The following is an 18,486-nucleotide window of genomic DNA, read 5'->3' as shown; positions in this document are numbered from 1 at the left end:
TGAAGTGATTCAGGGATTTTTTCTTTGCATCATGAACCAAGCCCTAATACTCGCCTCCTCTTCGCCCTATCGGCGCGAACTACTCCAAAAGTTACATCTGCCTTTTGAGAGTATCTCGCCCGCCATTGATGAGACGCCTTTAGCCAATGAAAGCCCTGAGCAGACCTGCTTGCGGCTGGCTGAGGCCAAGGCTCATAAGATAGCGGAAAGTCAGCGCAACGCGCTCATCATTGGTTGCGACCAAGTGGCCACGGTAGATGGCCTACAGATCGGCAAACCTGGCAACCATGCGAACGCGGTCAAACAACTCACCATGCTTAGCGGCAGAGAAGTCATTTTTCATAGTGCTTTGTGTTTGCTCAACAGCGCCAGCCAGCACATGCAATCCACCATCGTGCCTTACTTTGTGAAATTCAAACCATTAACAGCATTGCAAATTGAAACCTATCTGCATCTTGAGCAGCCCTACGATTGCGCGGGTAGTGCTAAGTCTGAGGGCATGGGCATCACGCTGTTAGATTACATGCGTGGCGACGACCCAAATGCCTTAATTGGCTTACCCTTGATTGTTCTAGTAAGCATGCTGCATCAGGCTGGGGTGGATGTGTTGTCGCCACGTTAATCGCTGGTGGCTCAGTTTGGACCGCGATTTTCGACTGTGTTCACTTTTGCCTGCGTGTTGCGTTAAAGTGGCACTCAACCCACTGTTTTTTACTCAAAACGAGAGGATCATTATGCGACTCAGCGCCCTACTGTTGTTTTCTTTGGGGAGTGCCTCACTGTGCAACCTGACACTGGCTCAAGCGGCCGCTGCGGTGGTCAGTCCAATCTCTGATCAGACCAGTTTAGCGGTCACCATCTACAATGAAGATTTGGCACTTGTTAAAGATAACCGTCAAATTAAGTTGATGAATGGCCTATCCACCCTGTCGTTTCGCGATGTGAGCGGGCAGATCAAACCTGAAACCGCGCTATTGCGTAGCTTATTGCCCAACAGCAGCTTGCAGGTGTTAGAACAGAACTTTGACTTTGATCTGCTGACCCCGCAAAAACTGTTAGAAAAGCATGTCGGACAGCAAGTCACTGTCATTCATAGCAACCCCGTCACCGGTACTGAGACGCAAGAAGTAGCCACCGTGTTATCAGCGCAAGAAGGCGTAGTGTTAAAGATAGGCCAACGAATTGAGACTGGGATTCCCGGCCGTATTGTGTATGCAGATGTCCCAGACCAACTCAAAGACCGCCCGACCCTGACCACGCAAATACAATACAAAGGCGCTGAGCAAGCCAGCCTAGAATTAAGTTATCTAACGGGGGGACTGCAATGGAAAGCAGACTACGTCGCAGAACTCAGTAACAAAGAGGACGCCATCGATCTCTCAGGCTGGGTAACATTGACCAATACCAGTGGCACGGCCTATCCTAACGCAAAACTGCAGTTAGTCGCGGGGGATGTGAATCGCGTACGAGAAACGATCCGACCCAAAGCCATGATGATGCGTGCAGAGGCCATGGTGGAAGACGCAGTGATGCCGACCGAACAAGGACTGCTTGAATATCACCTATACACTTTGCCGCGCACCACATCCATCAATGATCAGCAAACCAAACAAGTGGCCTTGCTATCCGCACAGCATATTCCAGCCCGCAAATCGTTGGTATTGATCGGCGCCGACAATGACTATCAGGCCCAATCTCGTGTGCAAGAAAAAAACCAAAAGGTGCAGGTATTTGTCGAGTTTGATAACAAAGAAAGCAGCAAACTTGGCTTGCCTTTACCCAGAGGCACCATGCGCGTCTATCAAAAAGACCAGGATGGCGCCGCCCAATTTGTCGGTGAAGACCAGATTGATCACACCCCGAAAAATGACACTATTCGCCTAAAACTCGGCAACGCCTTCGATGTGACGGCTGATCGACAGCAAACTGACTTTAAAAACTTAACCAAAGCAAACCAGACCCCAGTGTATGAAAGTGCTTACGCCATTACGCTGCACAACGCAAAAAAAGAAGCCGTCACGGTGAACGTGCAAGAACCGCTCAATGGCGACTGGAAGATGTTGAGTGAGTCGCACCCTCACCAAAAAACGACAGCCCATCAAGCCAGCTGGCAACTGCGTGTGCCTGCGGAAGGCACCGCCACGCTGAAATACCGGGTGCAAGTAAAGTATTAACCAAGTCTACTTAAGCACGGCCAAAAAAAGCATTCTTGCAAAAGAATGCTTTTTTTCTGCATCAACATGGGATAATCCGGCTTTAATCCTTTGTAGAACCTCCCATGGCTGCCGGCACTTTATACTTTATTCCTGTTCCTCTTACTGAAGATACCTCACCACAACAGGTGGTGCCGACAGAGGTCGTGCAGCAACTACATCGCTTGCGCCATTTTATTGTCGAAAACGAAAAAACAGCGCGTCATTTCTTGGCCGCAAGTGGCCACCCAGGGCCGATGCGCGAATTAGCCTTGTCGGTGCTGAGCAAGGACACCCCTAATAAAGAGCTATCAAAATTATTGCAGCCTTTGCAACAAGGGATTGATGTTGGATTAATGAGTGAAGCCGGTTGCCCGGGCATCGCCGATCCCGGTGCGGCACTCGCAGCGGTCGCACACCACAAGGGCATCCGGGTGGTCCCTTTGATTGGCCCAAGCAGTTTGTTGTTGAGCCTCATGGCGAGTGGGCTTAATGGCCAGCGTTTTTCCTTTCTGGGCTATTTACCCAGCGACAAGGTTGAGCGCATTAAAACCATCAAAGGCATTGAGTTTGATTCGCGAAAACAGCAAGCGACCCAACTGTTTATTGAGACGCCCTACCGTAATCAGCATGTGCTGGAAGACCTGATCAGCCAGCTGCAGCCGCAAACTCGCCTATGCGTGGCTTGCAATCTCACGGCGCAGGATGAAATGATTGTCACCAAAACCGTTGCCGATTGGAACAAGTCACCCTTGCCTGACATTCACAAAAAACCAACCGTATTTTTGTTGCTGGCTTAGTCGCCGGCTCAAAATCGAATGCGTCTAATCCCACTGATCTCTTGGTCAGTGGCAGCATGCGCCTGCTGATCGTAGGCCTGTTGCGCCTGTAACACCGCTTCAATATGGGTCTCTGACCATCGCCTTAATTCTGCCAACAACCCGACCAAGGTCTGCCCTAAAGGGGTAATACTGTACTCCACTCTAGGCGGCACTTCAGGATACACCGTCCTCAGCACCAGTCCATCTCGTTCGAGACCCCGCAGAGTTTGTGTCAGCATCTTTTGCGAGATTCCGCCGATCTCGCGTTGCAAAAGGCTGAACCGCTTGGTTTCGAGTGCGAGCAAACCTAATACCAACACAGTCCATTTATCTGCAATTCTGTTGAGCATCAGCCGGGTTGGACAGGCGGCCTGATAAGCGTTCCAACTTTTCGTGATCTGCAACGCCGTATCGGTATATTCATTCATCGTATGTTTAGGTCTCATATGAATTAAAAGTGCATTAGTCACTTTAAGGTGCCTACTTACTAATAGTAACTAATGCAATTAATATGCGCAACTGCTGGATCCATTCGATGAAAGCACAATGAAAGGAATGAAAGATGAGATGGAGTAAACACGTCATCCGTGCAGTGATTTTTACCACGTTATTAATGAAAGGCACCACCGTCATGGCACAAGATAATATTCAACAAAACAAACAATTATTGGCCGAGTTTGCAAATGCTGTATTTGTGCAAAAGGACCTGCGCAAGCTGCCAAACTACATGCAACCGGCTTATATTCAACACAACCCGCTGGTGCCGCAAGGATTAGCCGGTTTCGAGCAGTTTTTTTCGGATTGGTTTAAGGCCGTGCCAGACTGGCACTATCAACTCGAAAAACTGGTGGCTGAAGGCGATACGGTCTGGGCGTATGGCGTCTACTCCGGTACACAAACCGGCGATTGGTTAGGAATCCCAGCGACGGGCAAACCCTATCGCATTCATGCGGTGGATATATTTAGGATTGAACAAGGCAGACTGGCCGAACATTGGGATGTGCTGGACACCTATGGCTTGTTCAAGCAATTAGGCGTGATTCAATAAGCGTATCGGCCAGTGTGGTCGGTCCCTGCAGGCTGAGGATGCAGGGGAAAAAACGTCTTACTGGCCGCGCATAAACATTTTATCAAGATCCGGCAAGCTGACCTGAAACCAGGTTGGCCTGCCGTGATTGCACTGACCACTGCGTTCCGTGGTCTCCATATCGCGTAATAGCGCATTCATTTCGGTGATCGTCAGTTGCCTGTTAGCGCGCACCGCCGCATGGCACGCCATAGTGCCTAATACTTCGTTCTGACGCTCAACCAATACACGACTGGCGCCATAAGTATGCAAATCACGCAGCACGGCCCGGGCGAGCGCCACGGCATCCGAATCTTGCAACAAACTCGGAACGGCACGGATCGCAATGGTCGTCGGTGACAAGGTTGCCATATCAAATCCAAGCTGTTGAAGCGTATCGCTCCCTTGCAAGCTTTGCAAAGTTGCCACTTCCACTTTTTCGGCATAAAAACTCATCGGAATCAACAATGGCTGCGTTGCTATCGCCTGCTCGCTCATGGCTAATTTTAATCGCTCGTACATGATGCGCTCATGGGCGGCATGCATATCCACCACGACCATCCCCTGTAGATTTTGGGCAAGTATATAGATGCCATGCAATTGGCCCAAGGCAAACCCCAACGGATATTGTTGCGGTACGTTATCCGCGAGCGTCGTTGGCAATTCGGAGGTGTCTGGCAGCGAGGCCAACGCCGCACGGCCTTGCCCCCGATCTGTTGCAGTTGGATCGGTATTTAAATCACCATACAGTTGACCATAAAACTGCTGCGCCAACGCCGCGCCATTGCTCACACTGGGTTGATTGTAGCCGCCAAAGGCTGGGCGGCTTTGTAAGGCCATTTCAACCTGTTCATGCGGCATATTCAACATAGACCCATTGGCAGGCCGGAACGGATTAAATGGCGCTTGAACCGGCTGACTCGCTTGGATTTCAGCCGAGGTTTTACCCAAGGCTTTGTGTAGACTATGAAAAATAAAGCGATGCACCGCTTGCGACTCACGAAAGCGGACCTCGGTTTTGGCCGGGTGCACATTCACATCGACCAGGGCAGGATCGAGCTCTAAAAAAAGCACAAAAGCCGGATGTTTGTCACCATGCAACACATCTTGGTAGGCTTGTTTAATCGCATGGGCGATCAGTTTATCCCGCACAAAGCGACCATTTACGAATACATACTGACTATCCCGGCTATGACGCTGGTAAGTCGGTGAGGCCGTCATGCCCCACAGACGCAGGCCGCCGCTGTCCTCTTCAAGCCAAACACTTTGTGCAGCAAACTCGTTACCGAGGATATCAGTGATGCGCTGTTGCGGCGTATTCGCCGCAAGTCGAGTGATCGCTTTGCCATTATGTTGCAATAAAAAACCAACATTCGGACGTGATAATGCCACGCGGGTAAAGGCATCCTCACAATGTCCAAACTCCGTATTCTCGGTTTTTAAAAACTTACGCCGGGCCGGTGTATTAAAGTATAAATCATGCACTTCAACGATGGTTCCCGCATCCAGCGCCGCGGGGCTGATCGTGTGCCCCTGTGTGCCTTCCACTGCAATTTGCCAGGCATGATTGGCAGCCGCTTGGCGGCTGGTCAATAGCGTACGTGAAATTGAGGCGATACTGGCGAGTGCTTCGCCGCGAAAACCCAGACTCCCCACCTGTTCTAAGTCTTCAAGGCTCTGAATCTTACTGGTCGCGTGGCGCGTCAGCGCGAGTTCAAGATCCTCTTTAGCGATACCGTGCCCATTGTCAGTCACCTTGAGTAACTTCATGCCACCTTGTTGCAAAGTCACCTGCACTTGTGTGCTGCCTGCATCCACACTATTTTCAAGTAGTTCTTTAAGTGCCGAGGCTGGACGCTCAACCACCTCGCCGGCGGCGATTTGTGAAATGAGTTGGTCGGGTAATAATTGGATTTTCATGCTGCCATTTTAAACCGTTTGATAGAATGACTACATGTTCACCAGCCAATTTCAGCAATATTTATCGCGTTTCACCCTTGCACGTCAATTGGGCCGTCAGCATCATTTTTTTGTGGGCCCGACCAACTCTGGTAAAACCTATCAAGCCCTGGAGACCTTGCGCAAAGCCGAGTCTGGGGTCTATCTTGCGCCATTACGATTATTGGCAATGGAGGTGCGCGACCGCCTGATGGAAGCCGGGGTGCCATGCAACTTGGTCACAGGGGAAGAGCGCGTTATGGTGCCTGGGGCCAAACATACCGCCTCTACCATTGAAATGCTGCGACCAGATATGGCGGTCGCGGTCGCCGTCATTGATGAAATCCAGATGCTGATGGACGCAGACCGCGGTAGTGCCTGGACCGCCGCTTTAGTCGGGGTGCCTGCCAAGCAAGTGTTTATTTGCGGTGCCAACAGCGTGACTGAAAGCTGCACACGGGTGCTGGATCGCTTAGGCGAACCCTACACGCTTACGCATTTACAGCGCATGACGCCGTTACTCATCGAGGCAGGCAGTATTTGCGGCCAACGCTACCATGCATCCACTTTGCGCCAAGCCTTACAAACCGGAGATGCCATCATCGCCTTCAGTCGCAAGGATGTGCTCACCTTGGCGGCCCGTATTCGACAGTGGGGATTTCACGTAGCGACCATTTATGGCGCGCTGTCGCCAGAAGTGCGTCGTGGGGAGTCTGCGCGCTTTGCCAGCGGTGAGGCACAAATATTGGTGGCAACAGACGCGATCGGCATGGGGCTTAATTTGCCAATCCGCCGCGTGATCTTTGCCAATATCGATAAATTTGATGGCGTTGCCTCGAGACCGCTGAATGCCACCGAAATGCGCCAGATTGCAGGCCGCGCTGGCCGGCACGGTTTGTATGACACAGGCTATGTTACGGTGCTTGAAGATGACGAGCAATGGCATTTACAAGCCATGCTGGCGCTCGATGATACGGTCCCCATTTTCGCCCTGCCCATTGCCATGGAAGGGGCTGATATTGAGACCCTTAGCCAGAAAATACCCACTTGGCGCATCGCAGAGTGTGTGGCGTATTTGCAAAACCTGCATCAGCGTCCATCCAGCGCACAGCCTTTTCAATACCAAATCACCCCCATCCAATACCAACAAGCCTTGTTGATTGACGAGGTCGCTCCCAAACTCAGTATGCGAGACAAATACCGCCTGCTATGCGCACCACTAGCGATACAAGTGCCGATTGCACGTGATTATTTTTTGCAATGCGTACAAGCTGTCGCTTCGCAACAAATAAGATCTTTGCCTACCATGCCAGATTGGCTTTATGGACAACACGCACAGCACTTAGCGCAGGCAGAGCTTATTTGCCAGCATTTAAGCTTGTATAGCTGGCTGTCTTATCAATATCCTCTAGTGTTTCCTGACCGAGACTTGATAGACGATGCAAGAAAAACACTCAACGCTTACATCAGCCGGGCGCTACGCATGCAGGCCGGCTATGGCAAAACACAACGCGAGACGGCGTTGATGCCTAATCGCTAAGCCACCTGCGACCAACATGCAGCCCCGACGTCTGTGCTCGGCGCTATTTTTTGCTTAAGGATTTGCGCCGTCCTCAAGCATTGTTCTTAAGAAACAATGCTTGATTGTTGGATTGTGCGCAAATGGCTTATTTTTTTGCAAATGAAGGGTTGGTTGCGACATAAGACTTTATGCCTGACAAGATCGCATTCACCAATTTATCTTGGTAGGCATCATCATTCAAGCGCGCTTCTTCGTCTGGGTTGCTGATAAACGCGGTTTCAACCAAAATGGATGGAATATCAGGTGACTTCAACACCGCAAATGCGGCCTGCTCGACATATTTTGAATGCAGGGTGTTGATCTTAGAAATACGCCCCAACACCGCTTTACCCATCCGAATACTATCGTGGATGGTTGCGGTTTGCGATAAATCGAGCAAGGTGCGCGCAAGGTCCATGTCGCGGGTGTCCAGCGAGACACCTCCAATTAAATCCACCGCGTTTTCTTTTTTCGCCAGATAACGTGCGCTGGCGCTGGTGGCACCTCTTTCTGACAAGGCAAACACCGATGATCCCTTCGCGGTGCTGTTGACGAAAGAATCCGCATGGATAGAAATAAACAAATCGACTTTTGCCGCCCTGGCTTTTTTTACGCGATCGCCTAGCGGCACAAAGTAGTCCCCATCGCGAATTAAGATTGCCTGCATATTTTCTTCAGCATCTATCTGCTGCTTAAGTTTGCGGGCAATTGCCAAGGTGATGTTTTTTTCATGGCTGCCATTCGAGCCGCGCGCCCCAGGATCTTCGCCACCATGACCCGCATCAACCGCAATAGTGATGATCTTTTGACCAGCCTTGGCTTGTTTAGGCTTTTCAACGACGCGTTCTGCCGGTTTATCAGAAGCAGGCGCCACTGCCACGGGTTCGGTGATCGACGGCGCCACCGTTGGCTCTGCGGGCTTTTCATCTGGACTGCTTGATGGCAATGCTTGCAAATGTTTAGAGGGCGTTAAAACCGGGCTGGCTACTTCAGCCTCAGGGGTCGCACTGGCTGGCGCAATACTAATCGCCAAGCGCTGCTGCGAGCTGCCTGCATTCATGTCTGTGACCAAAGGCTTGATGTCTGATTTGATGTCGAACACCAGTCGAGTAGTCAGCTCGCTAAAGGGGGCGATACGGATTTTGGATAAATAAGGATGCTGGGCGTCTAGCTGTGGCGGCAACGCTTTGAGGGTCGGGCTAATGGCGACGCCATCCATGTCGATCACTACCCGAAATGGATTGTCCAGCGTGAATACCCGATATTTCACCTGCTGGTCGAGCAGCAACTCCAGTTGCACTTGGCTGCCGTGTTGTTGCAAATTAGCCAGAATCACTTCAGCCGCTTGTGCGGCATGCACACTCATCCATACCAATATCGTTAACAGCCACACACTTAAAAACTTAGGCATTACTGGCATAGTCCTTCCAAGGCCAGCGCATGCTGACTGATGATTTGCAGCACACGGCCGTGCGGCAATATCTCAAATTGAATCTCAATATCGGGGCGCGGCAACACGGACTCAGCGCGTGCTGGCCACTCGACCAGACATAAACTATCGGGATTGAAGTAATCGCGAAATCCAGCGGCTTCCCACTCTTCAGGATCCTGAAAACGATATAAATCAAAGTGATAACACACCCCTAAAGACAGAGCATACGGCTCTACAATGGTGTAGGTGGGGCTTTTGACTTTGCCGACGTGGCCCAATGCATGCAGGATGCCGCGCACCAGCGTCGTCTTGCCCGCACCGAGGTCACCGTGCAAATAAATCACTTGTCCCGGTTTGAGTTGCGTTGCCAATACCTCAGCTGTATGTATGGTGGCTGCTTCGTCTTTTAAAATCTGTGTAGAATACGTTTCTGTCATGTCACATCAATCACATCCAACCCCTATTCAATGGCCTGATCCTGCCGTTGCCGCACAAATGTCGGCAACCATTAAGGACTGGGCACGAGAATTAGGTTTTGGCAATATCGGCATTACGGACACCGATTTATCTGCTGCTGAACCAGACTTTTTAGACTGGCTCGCCAAGCAATACCATGGCGATATGGATTATATGGCAAAACATGGCACCAAGCGAAGCCGTCCGGCAGAATTGGTGCCTGGAACACTACGCGTCATCTCCGTGAATTTAAATTATTTGCCAGAACAAGTGGCTGACGGCTGGCAAGTATTGGCGACACCGGATAAGGCATATGTTGCCCGATATGCGATGGGTCGTGATTATCACAAAGTCATGCGCCAAAAACTGCAACAGCTGTGCACGCGTATCACCGACACTTACGGACAGTTTGAATATCGCGTGTTTGCCGATAGTGCACCCGTCATGGAAGTCGCATTAGCAACCAAAGCCGGTGTGGGCTGGCGTGGCAAACATACACTGTTGTTAAATCGTCAACAAGGCTCGTGGTTTTTCTTGGGGGAGATTTATACCAATCTGCCCTTGCCGATAGATGCGCCCACCTCCGCCCATTGCGGCAGTTGTTCGGCTTGTATAGATATCTGCCCTACCCGCGCCATTGTCGCGCCTTATGAGCTGGATGCAAGGCGCTGCATCTCCTACCTCACCATTGAACACAAAGGCAGCATTCCGCTGGAATTACGGCCACTGATTGGCAACCGTATTTATGGCTGTGATGATTGCCAACTGATTTGCCCTTGGAATAAATTCGCGGTCAAGACAGAAGAAAGCGATTTTGCCGTTAGAAACGGCTTGGACAGCACTGCATTAATCGACTGCTTTGCCTGGACAGAAGCTGAGTTTCAAGCGCGCATGGCGGGCAGTGCTATTTATCGCATCGGCTATGCACAATGGTTGCGTAACGTGGCAGTTGGCCTAGGTAACGCACCAAGCACTCCTGCAGTCATCCATGCATTGCAAGCCCGTCAAGATGATGCCCATGCCTTGGTGAGAGAACACGTCGCTTGGGCATTGGCAAAACATCTGCCTAGCAGTTAAACCTTAGACGCCAATAGGGCTGCGCCGAGCATGCCTGCGATGTCTCCCGAACGGGTGATATGTAATTGAATTTTACCGCGCAGCACCGGGATCAGGTCGTGCGCGAGCCGCTGCTCAAACGCGGCCGACATTAAAGGCCAAGCAGCAACCACGCCACCACCGACCAAGACATTTTCTACATCGATCACTTTTAATACGCTGGCCAGCATTTGTGCCAATTTACTGCCGGCATCGGCATATACGGCTTGCGCATGCGAGTCTCCCGCCTCGGCCAACTGCGCAATTGCGTGCGCAGTGAGGCGTTGACCGGTTTGCTCAAGATAGGCTTCAATGATGCCGGTGGCTGATGCATATTGCTCAACGCAGCCCCGATTACCGCACCCGCACAACCGGCCTTCCGGCACGACAATGATGTGTCCGGCCTCCAGCGCATAGCCATGATGCCCTACCCAAACACCACCGTTAACCACCAGTCCGGCCCCCACTCCGGTGCCTAATCCCACATAAAGTAGACCGCCCGTTGGCTGACCTAATTGATAAAACTCACCGTACGCAGCCGCATTTGCATCATTTTCAACCCGCACCTTCAAGCCTAGCAAGGCTGACAAATCTTGCCCCAGATTCACGTCTTGCAATCCGGGCAAGTTGGGAGATTGCGCCAATATGCCAGTGTTGGGATCAATAAACCCAGGAAAGCCTATGCCTATGGCTTGCAAATCAGGATACTTGATCAACAACGGGCGAATGGCGTCAGCGGTCGCTAGTAAAATACGCTGCCACGCCTCGGCTGGCGGATATTGTTTGCAAATGGCCGAATAATTCGCTTGAAAACGAATTTCTTCAACCAGAGATAGATCCGCAAACACCCCTAAACGTAGGTTAGTACCGCCAACATCTAAGCCCAGATGATGTACCGGCGTTGGTTTATCCATGCACGCGTCCACTTTCTTCAACCAGATGCCTGAACGCTAAGCGCTTTTCATCAGTTAATTGCGACCACTCCATTCGCCACAACCAATTTCCCTCCGTCGTCCCGGGGGTATTCATGCGTGCCTGCGTGTCGAGTGCTAAGATGTCTTGCATCGGGACCACCGCCAGATTTGCGTTGCTGTGAAGTGTCAGTTGAATCAGAGATGTAGGCATCTCCACGCCGTCCTGTTGCAAATGTTGCGTGAAATAATGCTGTAGATGGTTGCGCACATGCTCCGGCGCGGCTTGATACCAACCGAGCGTAGTATCGTTATCATGTGTACCAGTGTAGGCCACACTGTTCGGCTCGATGTGGTCGGGCAGATATGGGTTATCGTCATCCCCACCAAACGCGAATTGCAAAATCTTCATGCCGGGCAAATCAAACGCATGGCGCAGTGCGTCCACTTCAGGCGTGATAATACCTAAATCTTCAGCCACCAGACGTAGCTGCGGAAAGGTGTCAGTCATCGCTTGTAACAAAGCATGGCCCGGTGCCTCTTGCCAACTGCCATTGATGGCGGTGGGTTCCATGGACGGTATCTCCCATGCCGCTTGCAAGCCGCGAAAATGATCAATACGTAATACATCAAACAGTTGCGCTTGCGTATCGATACGGCCCAACCACCAAGCAAACCCATCTGCTTGCATGACAGGCCAGTCATAATGCGGATTACCCCAGCGCTGACCTGTCTCCGAAAAATAATCCGGCGGAACGCCAGCCACCACCGTCATATTGAGATCTGCATCCAGCTTGAACCACTCAGGGTGCGCCCAAACATCGGCGCTGTCGTAGGCCACAAATATCGGGATGTCACCAAACAACTGAATGCCGCGCTGGTTGGCGTATATTTTCAGTTGTACCCATTGTTGAAAAAATACATATTGCGTAAATTTAATCAGGCTTAATTTATCTTGGTGTGTGCTTGTAAAGGCCTGCAAGGCCATCACGTCATGCAATCGATAAGCCTCAGGCCATTGCTGCCAACTTTGCTCCGCGTGTTGTTCACGCAAACTCTGAAACAAGGCAAAGTCTTCTAGCCAATAATGCTGTGTCTGACAAAAACGTGCAAACCCGGGCCAAGTCAACCCATGGCCATCGGTGCGAGACGTCGCCCCACCCGACTGCACACGCGACATGACTTTGGCGATCAGCGCATGTAAAGGTAATTCGACTTCGTCCGGCAAACACAAACCATCATGCTGCAACTGTTCAGCACTGATCATGCCGGTGTGGCCTGCGTGGGCCGATACGCTTTGATAAGGGGAATGGTCGCCATGCGGCTGATTCACCGGCAATGTTTGCCAAACAGAGACGCCCATCTCAACCAGCTTATCCACAAAACGATAGGCATCGGGGCCAAGACTGCCGCTGGGTAATGAAGTGATGTGCAGCAACACACCCGCTTGTCGTGCTTGAGTCATGTGATTGGCATTCAGATAAAATTAAAAGAACTTAAGTTTGGCCACGACGCATGGTGCCTGCATTTTCGGCATCGCCACCACCTAGACTAATCGGTTGGGATAAATGCGCAGGCGGCGTTAAGCCCAACAATTGATAGAGGTTGCTGAGGTTGCGGCGGTAGAGTTGGTCAAAACTTTGTACACTCTGGGCATTATTGTAATCACCAAACCACCAAAACCAGTCCGAGCCTTCGCAAAGCGCTAATTGTTGCTGACACTTTTCTTTGGCGGTCGCAGACAAGGCGTGCACATGCTGGTCGTACTGTCGCTTCGCTTCGCAGAGCAAATCCCAGGCACGATTTTTGGCTGGCTCGCCAATCCAGGTGCTAAACGTACCATATACCCAGCTACCGGCGCAGATATCCTTGAGTAACTTAGGCGGTGGCAATTGCTGCGCCTGTTGCATAGTTAAAATGTCACTGAAAGTGGTCATCTGAATATCCGCATGCCCTGCGAGTGCCTGATAAAGCTCCTGCAAGAAATAAAAGCCATTGTAAGGATAATATTCCCAAGCATTTTCACCATCGAGAATCACACTGACCACAGGTGTCTCGTCGCCACTATGCAGCAAGATATTTTCTAGTGACTGAACAAAGTCATGAACCGCTTCGCTGGCATATTGTTTGGAGTATTCAAAGCCTATTTTGTCGGACAGGTGATCATCACGGAAAAAACACACAATATCCTGCTGACCATTGGTAATTTTGTAAGGCTGATACAGATAGTCTCGTGTATGTTCATGCGGCAAGTCCAGCTTACGTAAACTGTTTGCCAAGACCCCCTGACCGGTGGCCGCCCAAGCGACGCCTTGCTGCGCGAGCAATGAAAGTGCGGCATGGGATACGGCCCCTTCCGCGGGCCACATACCCACGGCTGGCTCACCAAACGTCTGTGTATGAAATGCCTGCGCCGCAGCCACATGTGAGACCGCGCGGGTATAGCCATCAGGATAGGCCGCCGACTGCGGCAACGGTGCCTCTGGCATGGCATCGCGCGTGCTCTTCAGGTCTATCAATAGAGGCAAGATCGGATGATAGTAAGGCGTGGTGGAAATTTCGATTTGCCCTTTTGCCAGCAAGGCCTGATAGCGCGGCAAAATATTCTGCAAAGTTTCACTGATCACGCCCAACAACGCTTGGCGGTCTTCTAGGGTAAATAACAAGCCCTTTTGCATGAGCTTTTGAACGGTTTTATTTTTGCGGCGCAAGCTCTCACCTGTCCATGCCAAGTGATACCAGACCAGTAAATCCGCCTTGTATTGCGCAGACAGATAATGAAACTGTCCATTTTGCATAATCGGCGCCACCAGCTCGTAGAGTTTTAACAAGCGCTGATAATGCGGAAAAGGGCTGAGCATCTTTTCGTGGTGCGCTTTAAAGCAACTATCTACAATCAGCTGACACTCAGCATCAGTAATGTGATCTAAATCAGGACTAGCCAGCAAGTGCAACAGAGGATCACGCCATTGGCCCGCGCGAGATTGTTCAGCATAATCCTGCAATTGCTCCACTAAAATCGGCACAAAATTGAAACTAGCTCTCGCCGCCGCATTTTGCTCGAGGTGATAGGCCATATCACTGTAATCTTTGAGCGCATGCAGATAGGTCCATGGCAACACATACTCACCCGTGACCAAATCACGATAATCAGGTTGGTGCATATGCCAATACAGATTCAACAGCAGTTTTTTATTGGACATGATTCAACCTTTTTTTCATTACAACCTCATTCAATGGCAGATTACTTTACACGATACAAATCCTGGCCAAGCATGTCTGGCGTGACCAACACAATGCCTTTTTCAGAGACGTAAAAACGCTTTCTGTCCCGCTCGAGATCCACCCCGATATGCATCCCCGCCGGGATCTCACAACCCCGATCAATCACCGCATTACGCATGACGACGCCCTCGTTGATTTTGACCTTGGGCAACACCACCGCGCCATCTAGATCAGAATAATCCGCCACATGGACGCCCGAAAACAACACCGAATTCGACACACAAGAGCCGCTAATCAGGCAGCCGCCAGAGACTAGCGAATCGGTGGCTTTGCCCGTGCGACCCTCATCCTTGAAGACAAACTTCGCGGGGGGAAGTTGCTCTTGGTAGGTCCAGATAGGCCAATCACTGTCGTATAAATTAAGCTCAGGAATGACTTTGGTCAGCTCCATATTGGCTTCCCAGTAGGCATCAATCGTGCCCACATCCCGCCAATAGAAGTTGTTGTCCTGCGCGCCCACACAACTATCGGTAAAGCGATGCGCCTGTACGCGATATTTTTTAATAATGTAAGGAATAATATCCTGACCAAAATCATGATTCGATTTGCGGTCATACGCATCGCGAATTAATTGCTCATACAAAAATTTGGCATTAAATACATAAATCCCCATGCTGGCAAAAGCCACGTCGGGATTGGTTGGTGTTGGTTTTGGATTGGCAGGCTTTTCATCAAAGGCGATGACTCGGTCTGTGCCATCTACTTCCAGCACGCCAAAGCCCTTCGCCTCTTCCAGCGGCACATTAATGCAGGCGATAGTCATGTCTGCGTTACTGCGTGCGTGCGTGGCCAGCATTTTGCCGTAATCCATTTTATAAATGTGATCCCCTGCCAGGACCAAAATGTATTCACCGCTATTTTCACGCAGCAAGTCGATGTTTTGATATACGGCATCTGCCGTACCTTTGTACCACTCTTCACCTAGGCGTTGTTGTGCCGGAATAATGTTCACGTACTCATTAAACTCACCCCGCAAAAAGCCCCAGCCGCGTTGCACGTGCTGAATCAGACTCTGTGCCTTGTATTGGGTGGCAACATTAATGCGACGGATACCGGAATTGATGCAATTTGAAAGTGGGAAGTCAATGATACGGAACTTTCCGCCAAACTGGACCGCTGGCTTGGCACGCCAATCTGTGAGATTCTTTAATCGGCTTCCGCGGCCACCGGCCAGAATGATCGCCACGGTATTTTTAGTCAGATTACTGATGAACCGGTCAGAAGGACGTTCCTGTCTGCGGTTAGATTTACGACGTTCGATAAACTCTGCTGCTTGAGACATGATGCTATTCCTGTTTTCCTGATCCTGAAAATCAGCCCGCAGTCATACGCAGCGTTTGGCGTTTCGGCAGAGACGACACAACGCTTGTTAACCGCAGGTCCGACACCTACAGTCTGCATGAGAATTCAGGTAAAGACAACGAAATTTCGCAGACAAACGACGTCAGTCTTAACTTTTTTTGATAGGATTGAGGTTAATCAAATGGACCCCGCTAGCATGACCGCCAAACCTTCAGTGATTCCCCCGTCCGACGCTCTACATCTTCAACGTATTTTAGACGCTACCCATCACAATCCTTTTGAATTTTTGGGCGTCCACAAAGATAGCGAATCTAGCCGCTGGCATGCGCGCGTTTTTTTACCAAATGCGGCAAACGTTTGGGTCAAAGTCGATCAGCGCTGGCAAGCCATGACCCTAGCCCATGAGCGGGGCTTGTTTGTGTACCCATCGAACACCCAACTCCTGCCTCCGTTATTGCTAAAAATCCAACCCCAGGGTCAGAAGGTCAGTTATGAGACCACCGACCCTTATGGCTTTGAAAGTTCCATCTCTGCCGATGATTTGCACTTGTTTGCAGAGGGCAGATTATATGAAGCTTATAACACCTTAGGGGCAATCCCGATGACCATCAACGGTGTCGCCGGGGTCAGGTTCGCCGTTTGGGCGCCTAATGCGGCACGTGTGAGTGTTGTTGGCAGTTTTAACCAGTGGGATGGTCGTGTGCATGCCATGCGTGTGCTGGGCAGTAGCGGTGTGTGGGAGTTGTTTATCCCAAAACTGACCGAGCATGATTTATACAAATTTGAGATCCGTAATCGCGAGCACGGACATGTCATGCTGAAAGCTGACCCGTATGGCAAAGCCTTTGAGGCGAGACCGGGTACGGCAAACCGCATCACGCAAAGCCATTACGCTTGGCAGGATGAGGCATGGCAACAACAGCGTGCGCACCGCGACTGGTTACATGCGCCTTTTACCTGCTACGAAGTCCACCTCGGTAGTTGGCAGCGCGACGATCAAGGCCACTTCCTAAGTTATCGTGCATTGGCAGACACCTTGATTCCGCATCTGACCGATATGGGATACACCCATATCGAATTGTTACCGATTGCAGAACATCCGCTGAATGAATCATGGGGGTATCAAGTCACTGGTTACTTTGCGCCCACCCAAAGATATGGCAGCCCGGACGATTTGAAATACTTTATTGATCGTTGCCATGCCGCCAATATCGGCGTCATTTTAGACTGGGTGCCCGGACACTTCCCGAAAGACGATTGGGCCCTAGCGCGCTTCGACGGCACCGCACTCTATGAACATGCGGACCCTAGACTGGGTGAGCACATGGACTGGGGCACTTATATTTTCAATTACGGCCGCAATGAAGTGCGTGGTTTTTTACTGAGCAACGCCTACTATTGGCTGAAAGAATTTCATATTGATGGCTTCCGCGTGGACGCCGTGGCCTCCATGCTTTACCTTGATTACTCACGTAAAGAGGGGGAATGGCTCCCCAACGCTTATGGTGGACGAGAAAACTTGGATGTCATCGAATTTTTCAAGCAATTAAACATGATGGTCGGCGAGCGTTTTCCTGGCGTACTTAACATTGCTGAGGAATCTACCGCGTGGCCTGCCGTATCACGCCCGGTATACGCGGGTGGCTTAGGGTTTAGCATGAAATGGAACATGGGCTGGATGAATGACATTCTGACCTACATGCAACTTGACCCGGTATACAGGCAATACCATCACAACCGCCTGACCTTTGGCCAGATGTATGCCTATTCTGAAAACTTCGTGCTGCCCTTTTCACACGATGAAGTGGTACACGGCAAGAAATCGTTGCTCGAAAAAATGCCTGGCGACGTTTGGCAAAAATTCTCCAATTTGCGTTTGTTGCTCACCATGCAAATGACCATGCCGGGCAAAAAACTGAATTTTATGGGCAATGAGTTCGGTCAGCGTCGTGAGTGGAGCGTGAATCAGAGTTTGGATTGGCATTTGTTGGAAGCAAGCAGCCCAGACCATGCTCTACACAGAGGGATACAATCGCTCAACCGCAACCTTAATGGCCTGTATCGTCAATCCCCTGCGCTGCACGCGCTGGACTTTGATAGCGCCGGCTTTCAATGGATAGACTGTGAAGATGCAGCCCAATCAATATTGAGCTACATCAGGCGCGGTAATGACCATAGTTTTGTTATAATAGTATTGAATTTCACACCAGTACCGCGCCATCAATACCGTTTGGGTGTACCACAGGCGGGTAACTATCAAGAAGTGTTTAACAGTGACGCTGCCATTTATGGTGGTAGCAATGTCGGCAATGGTCACGGCTGTCAAAGCGATCCCGTCCCTTGGATGGAACAACCAGCCTCAATCAGCCTCAACCTGCCGCCGCTGGGTGGTGTCATACTTCAGTTACAATAGCTGGTTAAACTGGT

At 50.7% G+C, this 18,486-nt stretch carries 15 protein-coding genes; 7 read left to right on the top strand and 8 right to left on the bottom strand.

Translation table 11 applies throughout. The annotated features are described in order from the left end of the window. Positions 1–31 precede the first annotated feature (31 nt). The 3 genes from FIT99_RS05735 (at position 32) to FIT99_RS05725 (ending at position 2,992) form a co-directional block, all read left to right on the top strand. A complete protein-coding gene (locus FIT99_RS05735; protein ID WP_140003414.1) occupies positions 32–622 on the top strand; it encodes a Maf family nucleotide pyrophosphatase in 591 nt (196 codons plus the stop codon). Between the two features lie 112 nt (positions 623–734). Further along, positions 735–2,174 carry a DUF4139 domain-containing protein gene (locus FIT99_RS05730; protein WP_140003413.1) on the top strand — a complete coding sequence of 480 codons (1,440 nt, stop codon included), beginning with the start codon at positions 735–737 and terminating at the stop codon, positions 2,172–2,174. A 104-nt stretch (positions 2,175–2,278) separates the two neighbouring features. Next, positions 2,279–2,992, top strand: coding sequence for an SAM-dependent methyltransferase (locus FIT99_RS05725; RefSeq protein WP_140003412.1), 714 nt, complete (start codon positions 2,279–2,281; stop codon positions 2,990–2,992). An 8-nt stretch (positions 2,993–3,000) separates the two neighbouring features. Here the strand turns inward: FIT99_RS05725 and FIT99_RS05720 are convergent, their stop codons facing one another. Next, positions 3,001–3,441: a winged helix-turn-helix transcriptional regulator gene (locus FIT99_RS05720; RefSeq protein ID WP_140003411.1), complete on the bottom strand. Its 441-nt coding sequence runs from the start codon at positions 3,439–3,441 to the stop codon at positions 3,001–3,003. A gap of 134 nt (positions 3,442–3,575) precedes the next feature. Between FIT99_RS05720 and FIT99_RS05715 the strand changes: the two genes are divergently transcribed. Next, positions 3,576–4,061 carry an ester cyclase gene (locus FIT99_RS05715; RefSeq protein ID WP_140003410.1) on the top strand — a complete coding sequence of 162 codons (486 nt, stop codon included), beginning with the start codon at positions 3,576–3,578 and terminating at the stop codon, positions 4,059–4,061. A 57-nt stretch (positions 4,062–4,118) separates the two neighbouring features. Here FIT99_RS05715 and mutL read toward each other — a convergent pair whose 3' ends face one another. Then, complete coding sequence (gene mutL, locus FIT99_RS05710; RefSeq protein WP_140003409.1) at positions 4,119–5,999, bottom strand: DNA mismatch repair endonuclease MutL; 1,881 nt, start codon at positions 5,997–5,999, stop codon at positions 4,119–4,121. 34 nt (positions 6,000–6,033) lie between these two features. Between mutL and FIT99_RS05705 the strand changes: the two genes are divergently transcribed. After that, entirely contained in the window at positions 6,034–7,557 is a 1,524-nt protein-coding gene (locus FIT99_RS05705) for a helicase-related protein (protein WP_140003408.1), read from the top strand. 127 nt (positions 7,558–7,684) lie between these two features. On the opposite strand, the gene FIT99_RS05700 is transcribed toward FIT99_RS05705, so the two are convergent. Both FIT99_RS05700 and tsaE read right to left on the bottom strand, forming a co-directional pair. Further along, complete coding sequence (locus FIT99_RS05700; protein ID WP_140003407.1) at positions 7,685–8,989, bottom strand: N-acetylmuramoyl-L-alanine amidase; 1,305 nt, start codon at positions 8,987–8,989, stop codon at positions 7,685–7,687. Then, positions 8,989–9,447, bottom strand: a complete 459-nt coding sequence (gene tsaE / locus FIT99_RS05695; protein ID WP_140003406.1) for a tRNA (adenosine(37)-N6)-threonylcarbamoyltransferase complex ATPase subunit type 1 TsaE — start codon at positions 9,445–9,447, stop codon at positions 8,989–8,991. The genes FIT99_RS05700 and tsaE overlap by 1 nt, the downstream gene beginning before the upstream one ends. Between tsaE and queG the strand changes: the two genes are divergently transcribed. Then, a complete protein-coding gene (gene queG / locus FIT99_RS05690) occupies positions 9,446–10,543 on the top strand; it encodes a tRNA epoxyqueuosine(34) reductase QueG (protein ID WP_140003405.1) in 1,098 nt (365 codons plus the stop codon). The two genes, tsaE and queG, sit on opposite strands and share 2 nt — an antisense overlap. On the opposite strand, the gene FIT99_RS05685 is transcribed toward queG, so the two are convergent. The 4 genes from FIT99_RS05685 to glgC are packed head-to-tail and all read right to left on the bottom strand — an operon-like array spanning position 10,540 to position 16,039. After that, positions 10,540–11,475, bottom strand: a complete 936-nt coding sequence (locus tag FIT99_RS05685) for an ROK family protein (protein WP_140003404.1) — start codon at positions 11,473–11,475, stop codon at positions 10,540–10,542. The genes queG and FIT99_RS05685 overlap by 4 nt on opposite strands. Further along, positions 11,468–12,937, bottom strand: coding sequence for a 4-alpha-glucanotransferase (gene malQ / locus FIT99_RS05680; RefSeq protein WP_140003403.1), 1,470 nt, complete (start codon positions 12,935–12,937; stop codon positions 11,468–11,470). The genes FIT99_RS05685 and malQ overlap by 8 nt, the downstream gene beginning before the upstream one ends. A gap of 31 nt (positions 12,938–12,968) precedes the next feature. After that, positions 12,969–14,675, bottom strand: a complete 1,707-nt coding sequence (locus tag FIT99_RS05675; RefSeq protein WP_140003402.1) for a glycoside hydrolase family 57 protein — start codon at positions 14,673–14,675, stop codon at positions 12,969–12,971. Positions 14,676–14,716: 41 nt separating this feature from the next. Then, positions 14,717–16,039 (bottom strand): glucose-1-phosphate adenylyltransferase, encoded by a 1,323-nt coding sequence (gene glgC / locus FIT99_RS05670; protein ID WP_140003401.1) that lies wholly within the window; start codon positions 16,037–16,039, stop codon positions 14,717–14,719. Between the two features lie 216 nt (positions 16,040–16,255). Here glgC and glgB point away from each other — a divergent pair, with 216 nt between their 5' ends. Then, positions 16,256–18,472 (top strand): 1,4-alpha-glucan branching protein GlgB, encoded by a 2,217-nt coding sequence (gene glgB, locus FIT99_RS05665; RefSeq protein WP_223261297.1) that lies wholly within the window; start codon positions 16,256–16,258, stop codon positions 18,470–18,472. Positions 18,473–18,486: the final 14 nt, after the last annotated feature.

Origin of the sequence: Methylophilus medardicus, from assembly GCF_006363955.1 — a bacterium.
Classification (GTDB): domain Bacteria; phylum Pseudomonadota; class Gammaproteobacteria; order Burkholderiales; family Methylophilaceae; genus Methylophilus; species Methylophilus medardensis.
This window is presented reverse-complemented; position numbering and strand designations above follow the sequence as displayed.

What these genes read in the sequence shown, in the direction of transcription:
- FIT99_RS05735 (WP_140003414.1), top strand. Translation starts at nt 32, where the DNA reads ATGAACCAAGCCCTAATACTCGCCTCCTCTTCGCCCTATCGGCGCGAA.
- FIT99_RS05730 (WP_140003413.1), top strand. Translation starts at nt 735, where the DNA reads ATGCGACTCAGCGCCCTACTGTTGTTTTCTTTGGGGAGTGCCTCACTG.
- FIT99_RS05725 (WP_140003412.1), top strand. Translation starts at nt 2,279, where the DNA reads ATGGCTGCCGGCACTTTATACTTTATTCCTGTTCCTCTTACTGAAGAT.
- FIT99_RS05720 (WP_140003411.1), bottom strand. Translation starts at nt 3,441, where the DNA reads ATGAATGAATATACCGATACGGCGTTGCAGATCACGAAAAGTTGGAAC.
- FIT99_RS05715 (WP_140003410.1), top strand. Translation starts at nt 3,576, where the DNA reads ATGAGATGGAGTAAACACGTCATCCGTGCAGTGATTTTTACCACGTTA.
- mutL (WP_140003409.1), bottom strand. Translation starts at nt 5,999, where the DNA reads ATGAAAATCCAATTATTACCCGACCAACTCATTTCACAAATCGCCGCC.
- FIT99_RS05705 (WP_140003408.1), top strand. Translation starts at nt 6,034, where the DNA reads ATGTTCACCAGCCAATTTCAGCAATATTTATCGCGTTTCACCCTTGCA.
- FIT99_RS05700 (WP_140003407.1), bottom strand. Translation starts at nt 8,989, where the DNA reads ATGCCTAAGTTTTTAAGTGTGTGGCTGTTAACGATATTGGTATGGATG.
- queG (WP_140003405.1), top strand. Translation starts at nt 9,446, where the DNA reads ATGTCACATCAATCACATCCAACCCCTATTCAATGGCCTGATCCTGCC.
- tsaE (WP_140003406.1), bottom strand. Translation starts at nt 9,447, where the DNA reads ATGACAGAAACGTATTCTACACAGATTTTAAAAGACGAAGCAGCCACC.
- FIT99_RS05685 (WP_140003404.1), bottom strand. Translation starts at nt 11,475, where the DNA reads ATGGATAAACCAACGCCGGTACATCATCTGGGCTTAGATGTTGGCGGT.
- malQ (WP_140003403.1), bottom strand. Translation starts at nt 12,937, where the DNA reads ATGACTCAAGCACGACAAGCGGGTGTGTTGCTGCACATCACTTCATTA.
- FIT99_RS05675 (WP_140003402.1), bottom strand. Translation starts at nt 14,675, where the DNA reads ATGTCCAATAAAAAACTGCTGTTGAATCTGTATTGGCATATGCACCAA.
- glgC (WP_140003401.1), bottom strand. Translation starts at nt 16,039, where the DNA reads ATGTCTCAAGCAGCAGAGTTTATCGAACGTCGTAAATCTAACCGCAGA.
- glgB (WP_223261297.1), top strand. Translation starts at nt 16,256, where the DNA reads ATGACCGCCAAACCTTCAGTGATTCCCCCGTCCGACGCTCTACATCTT.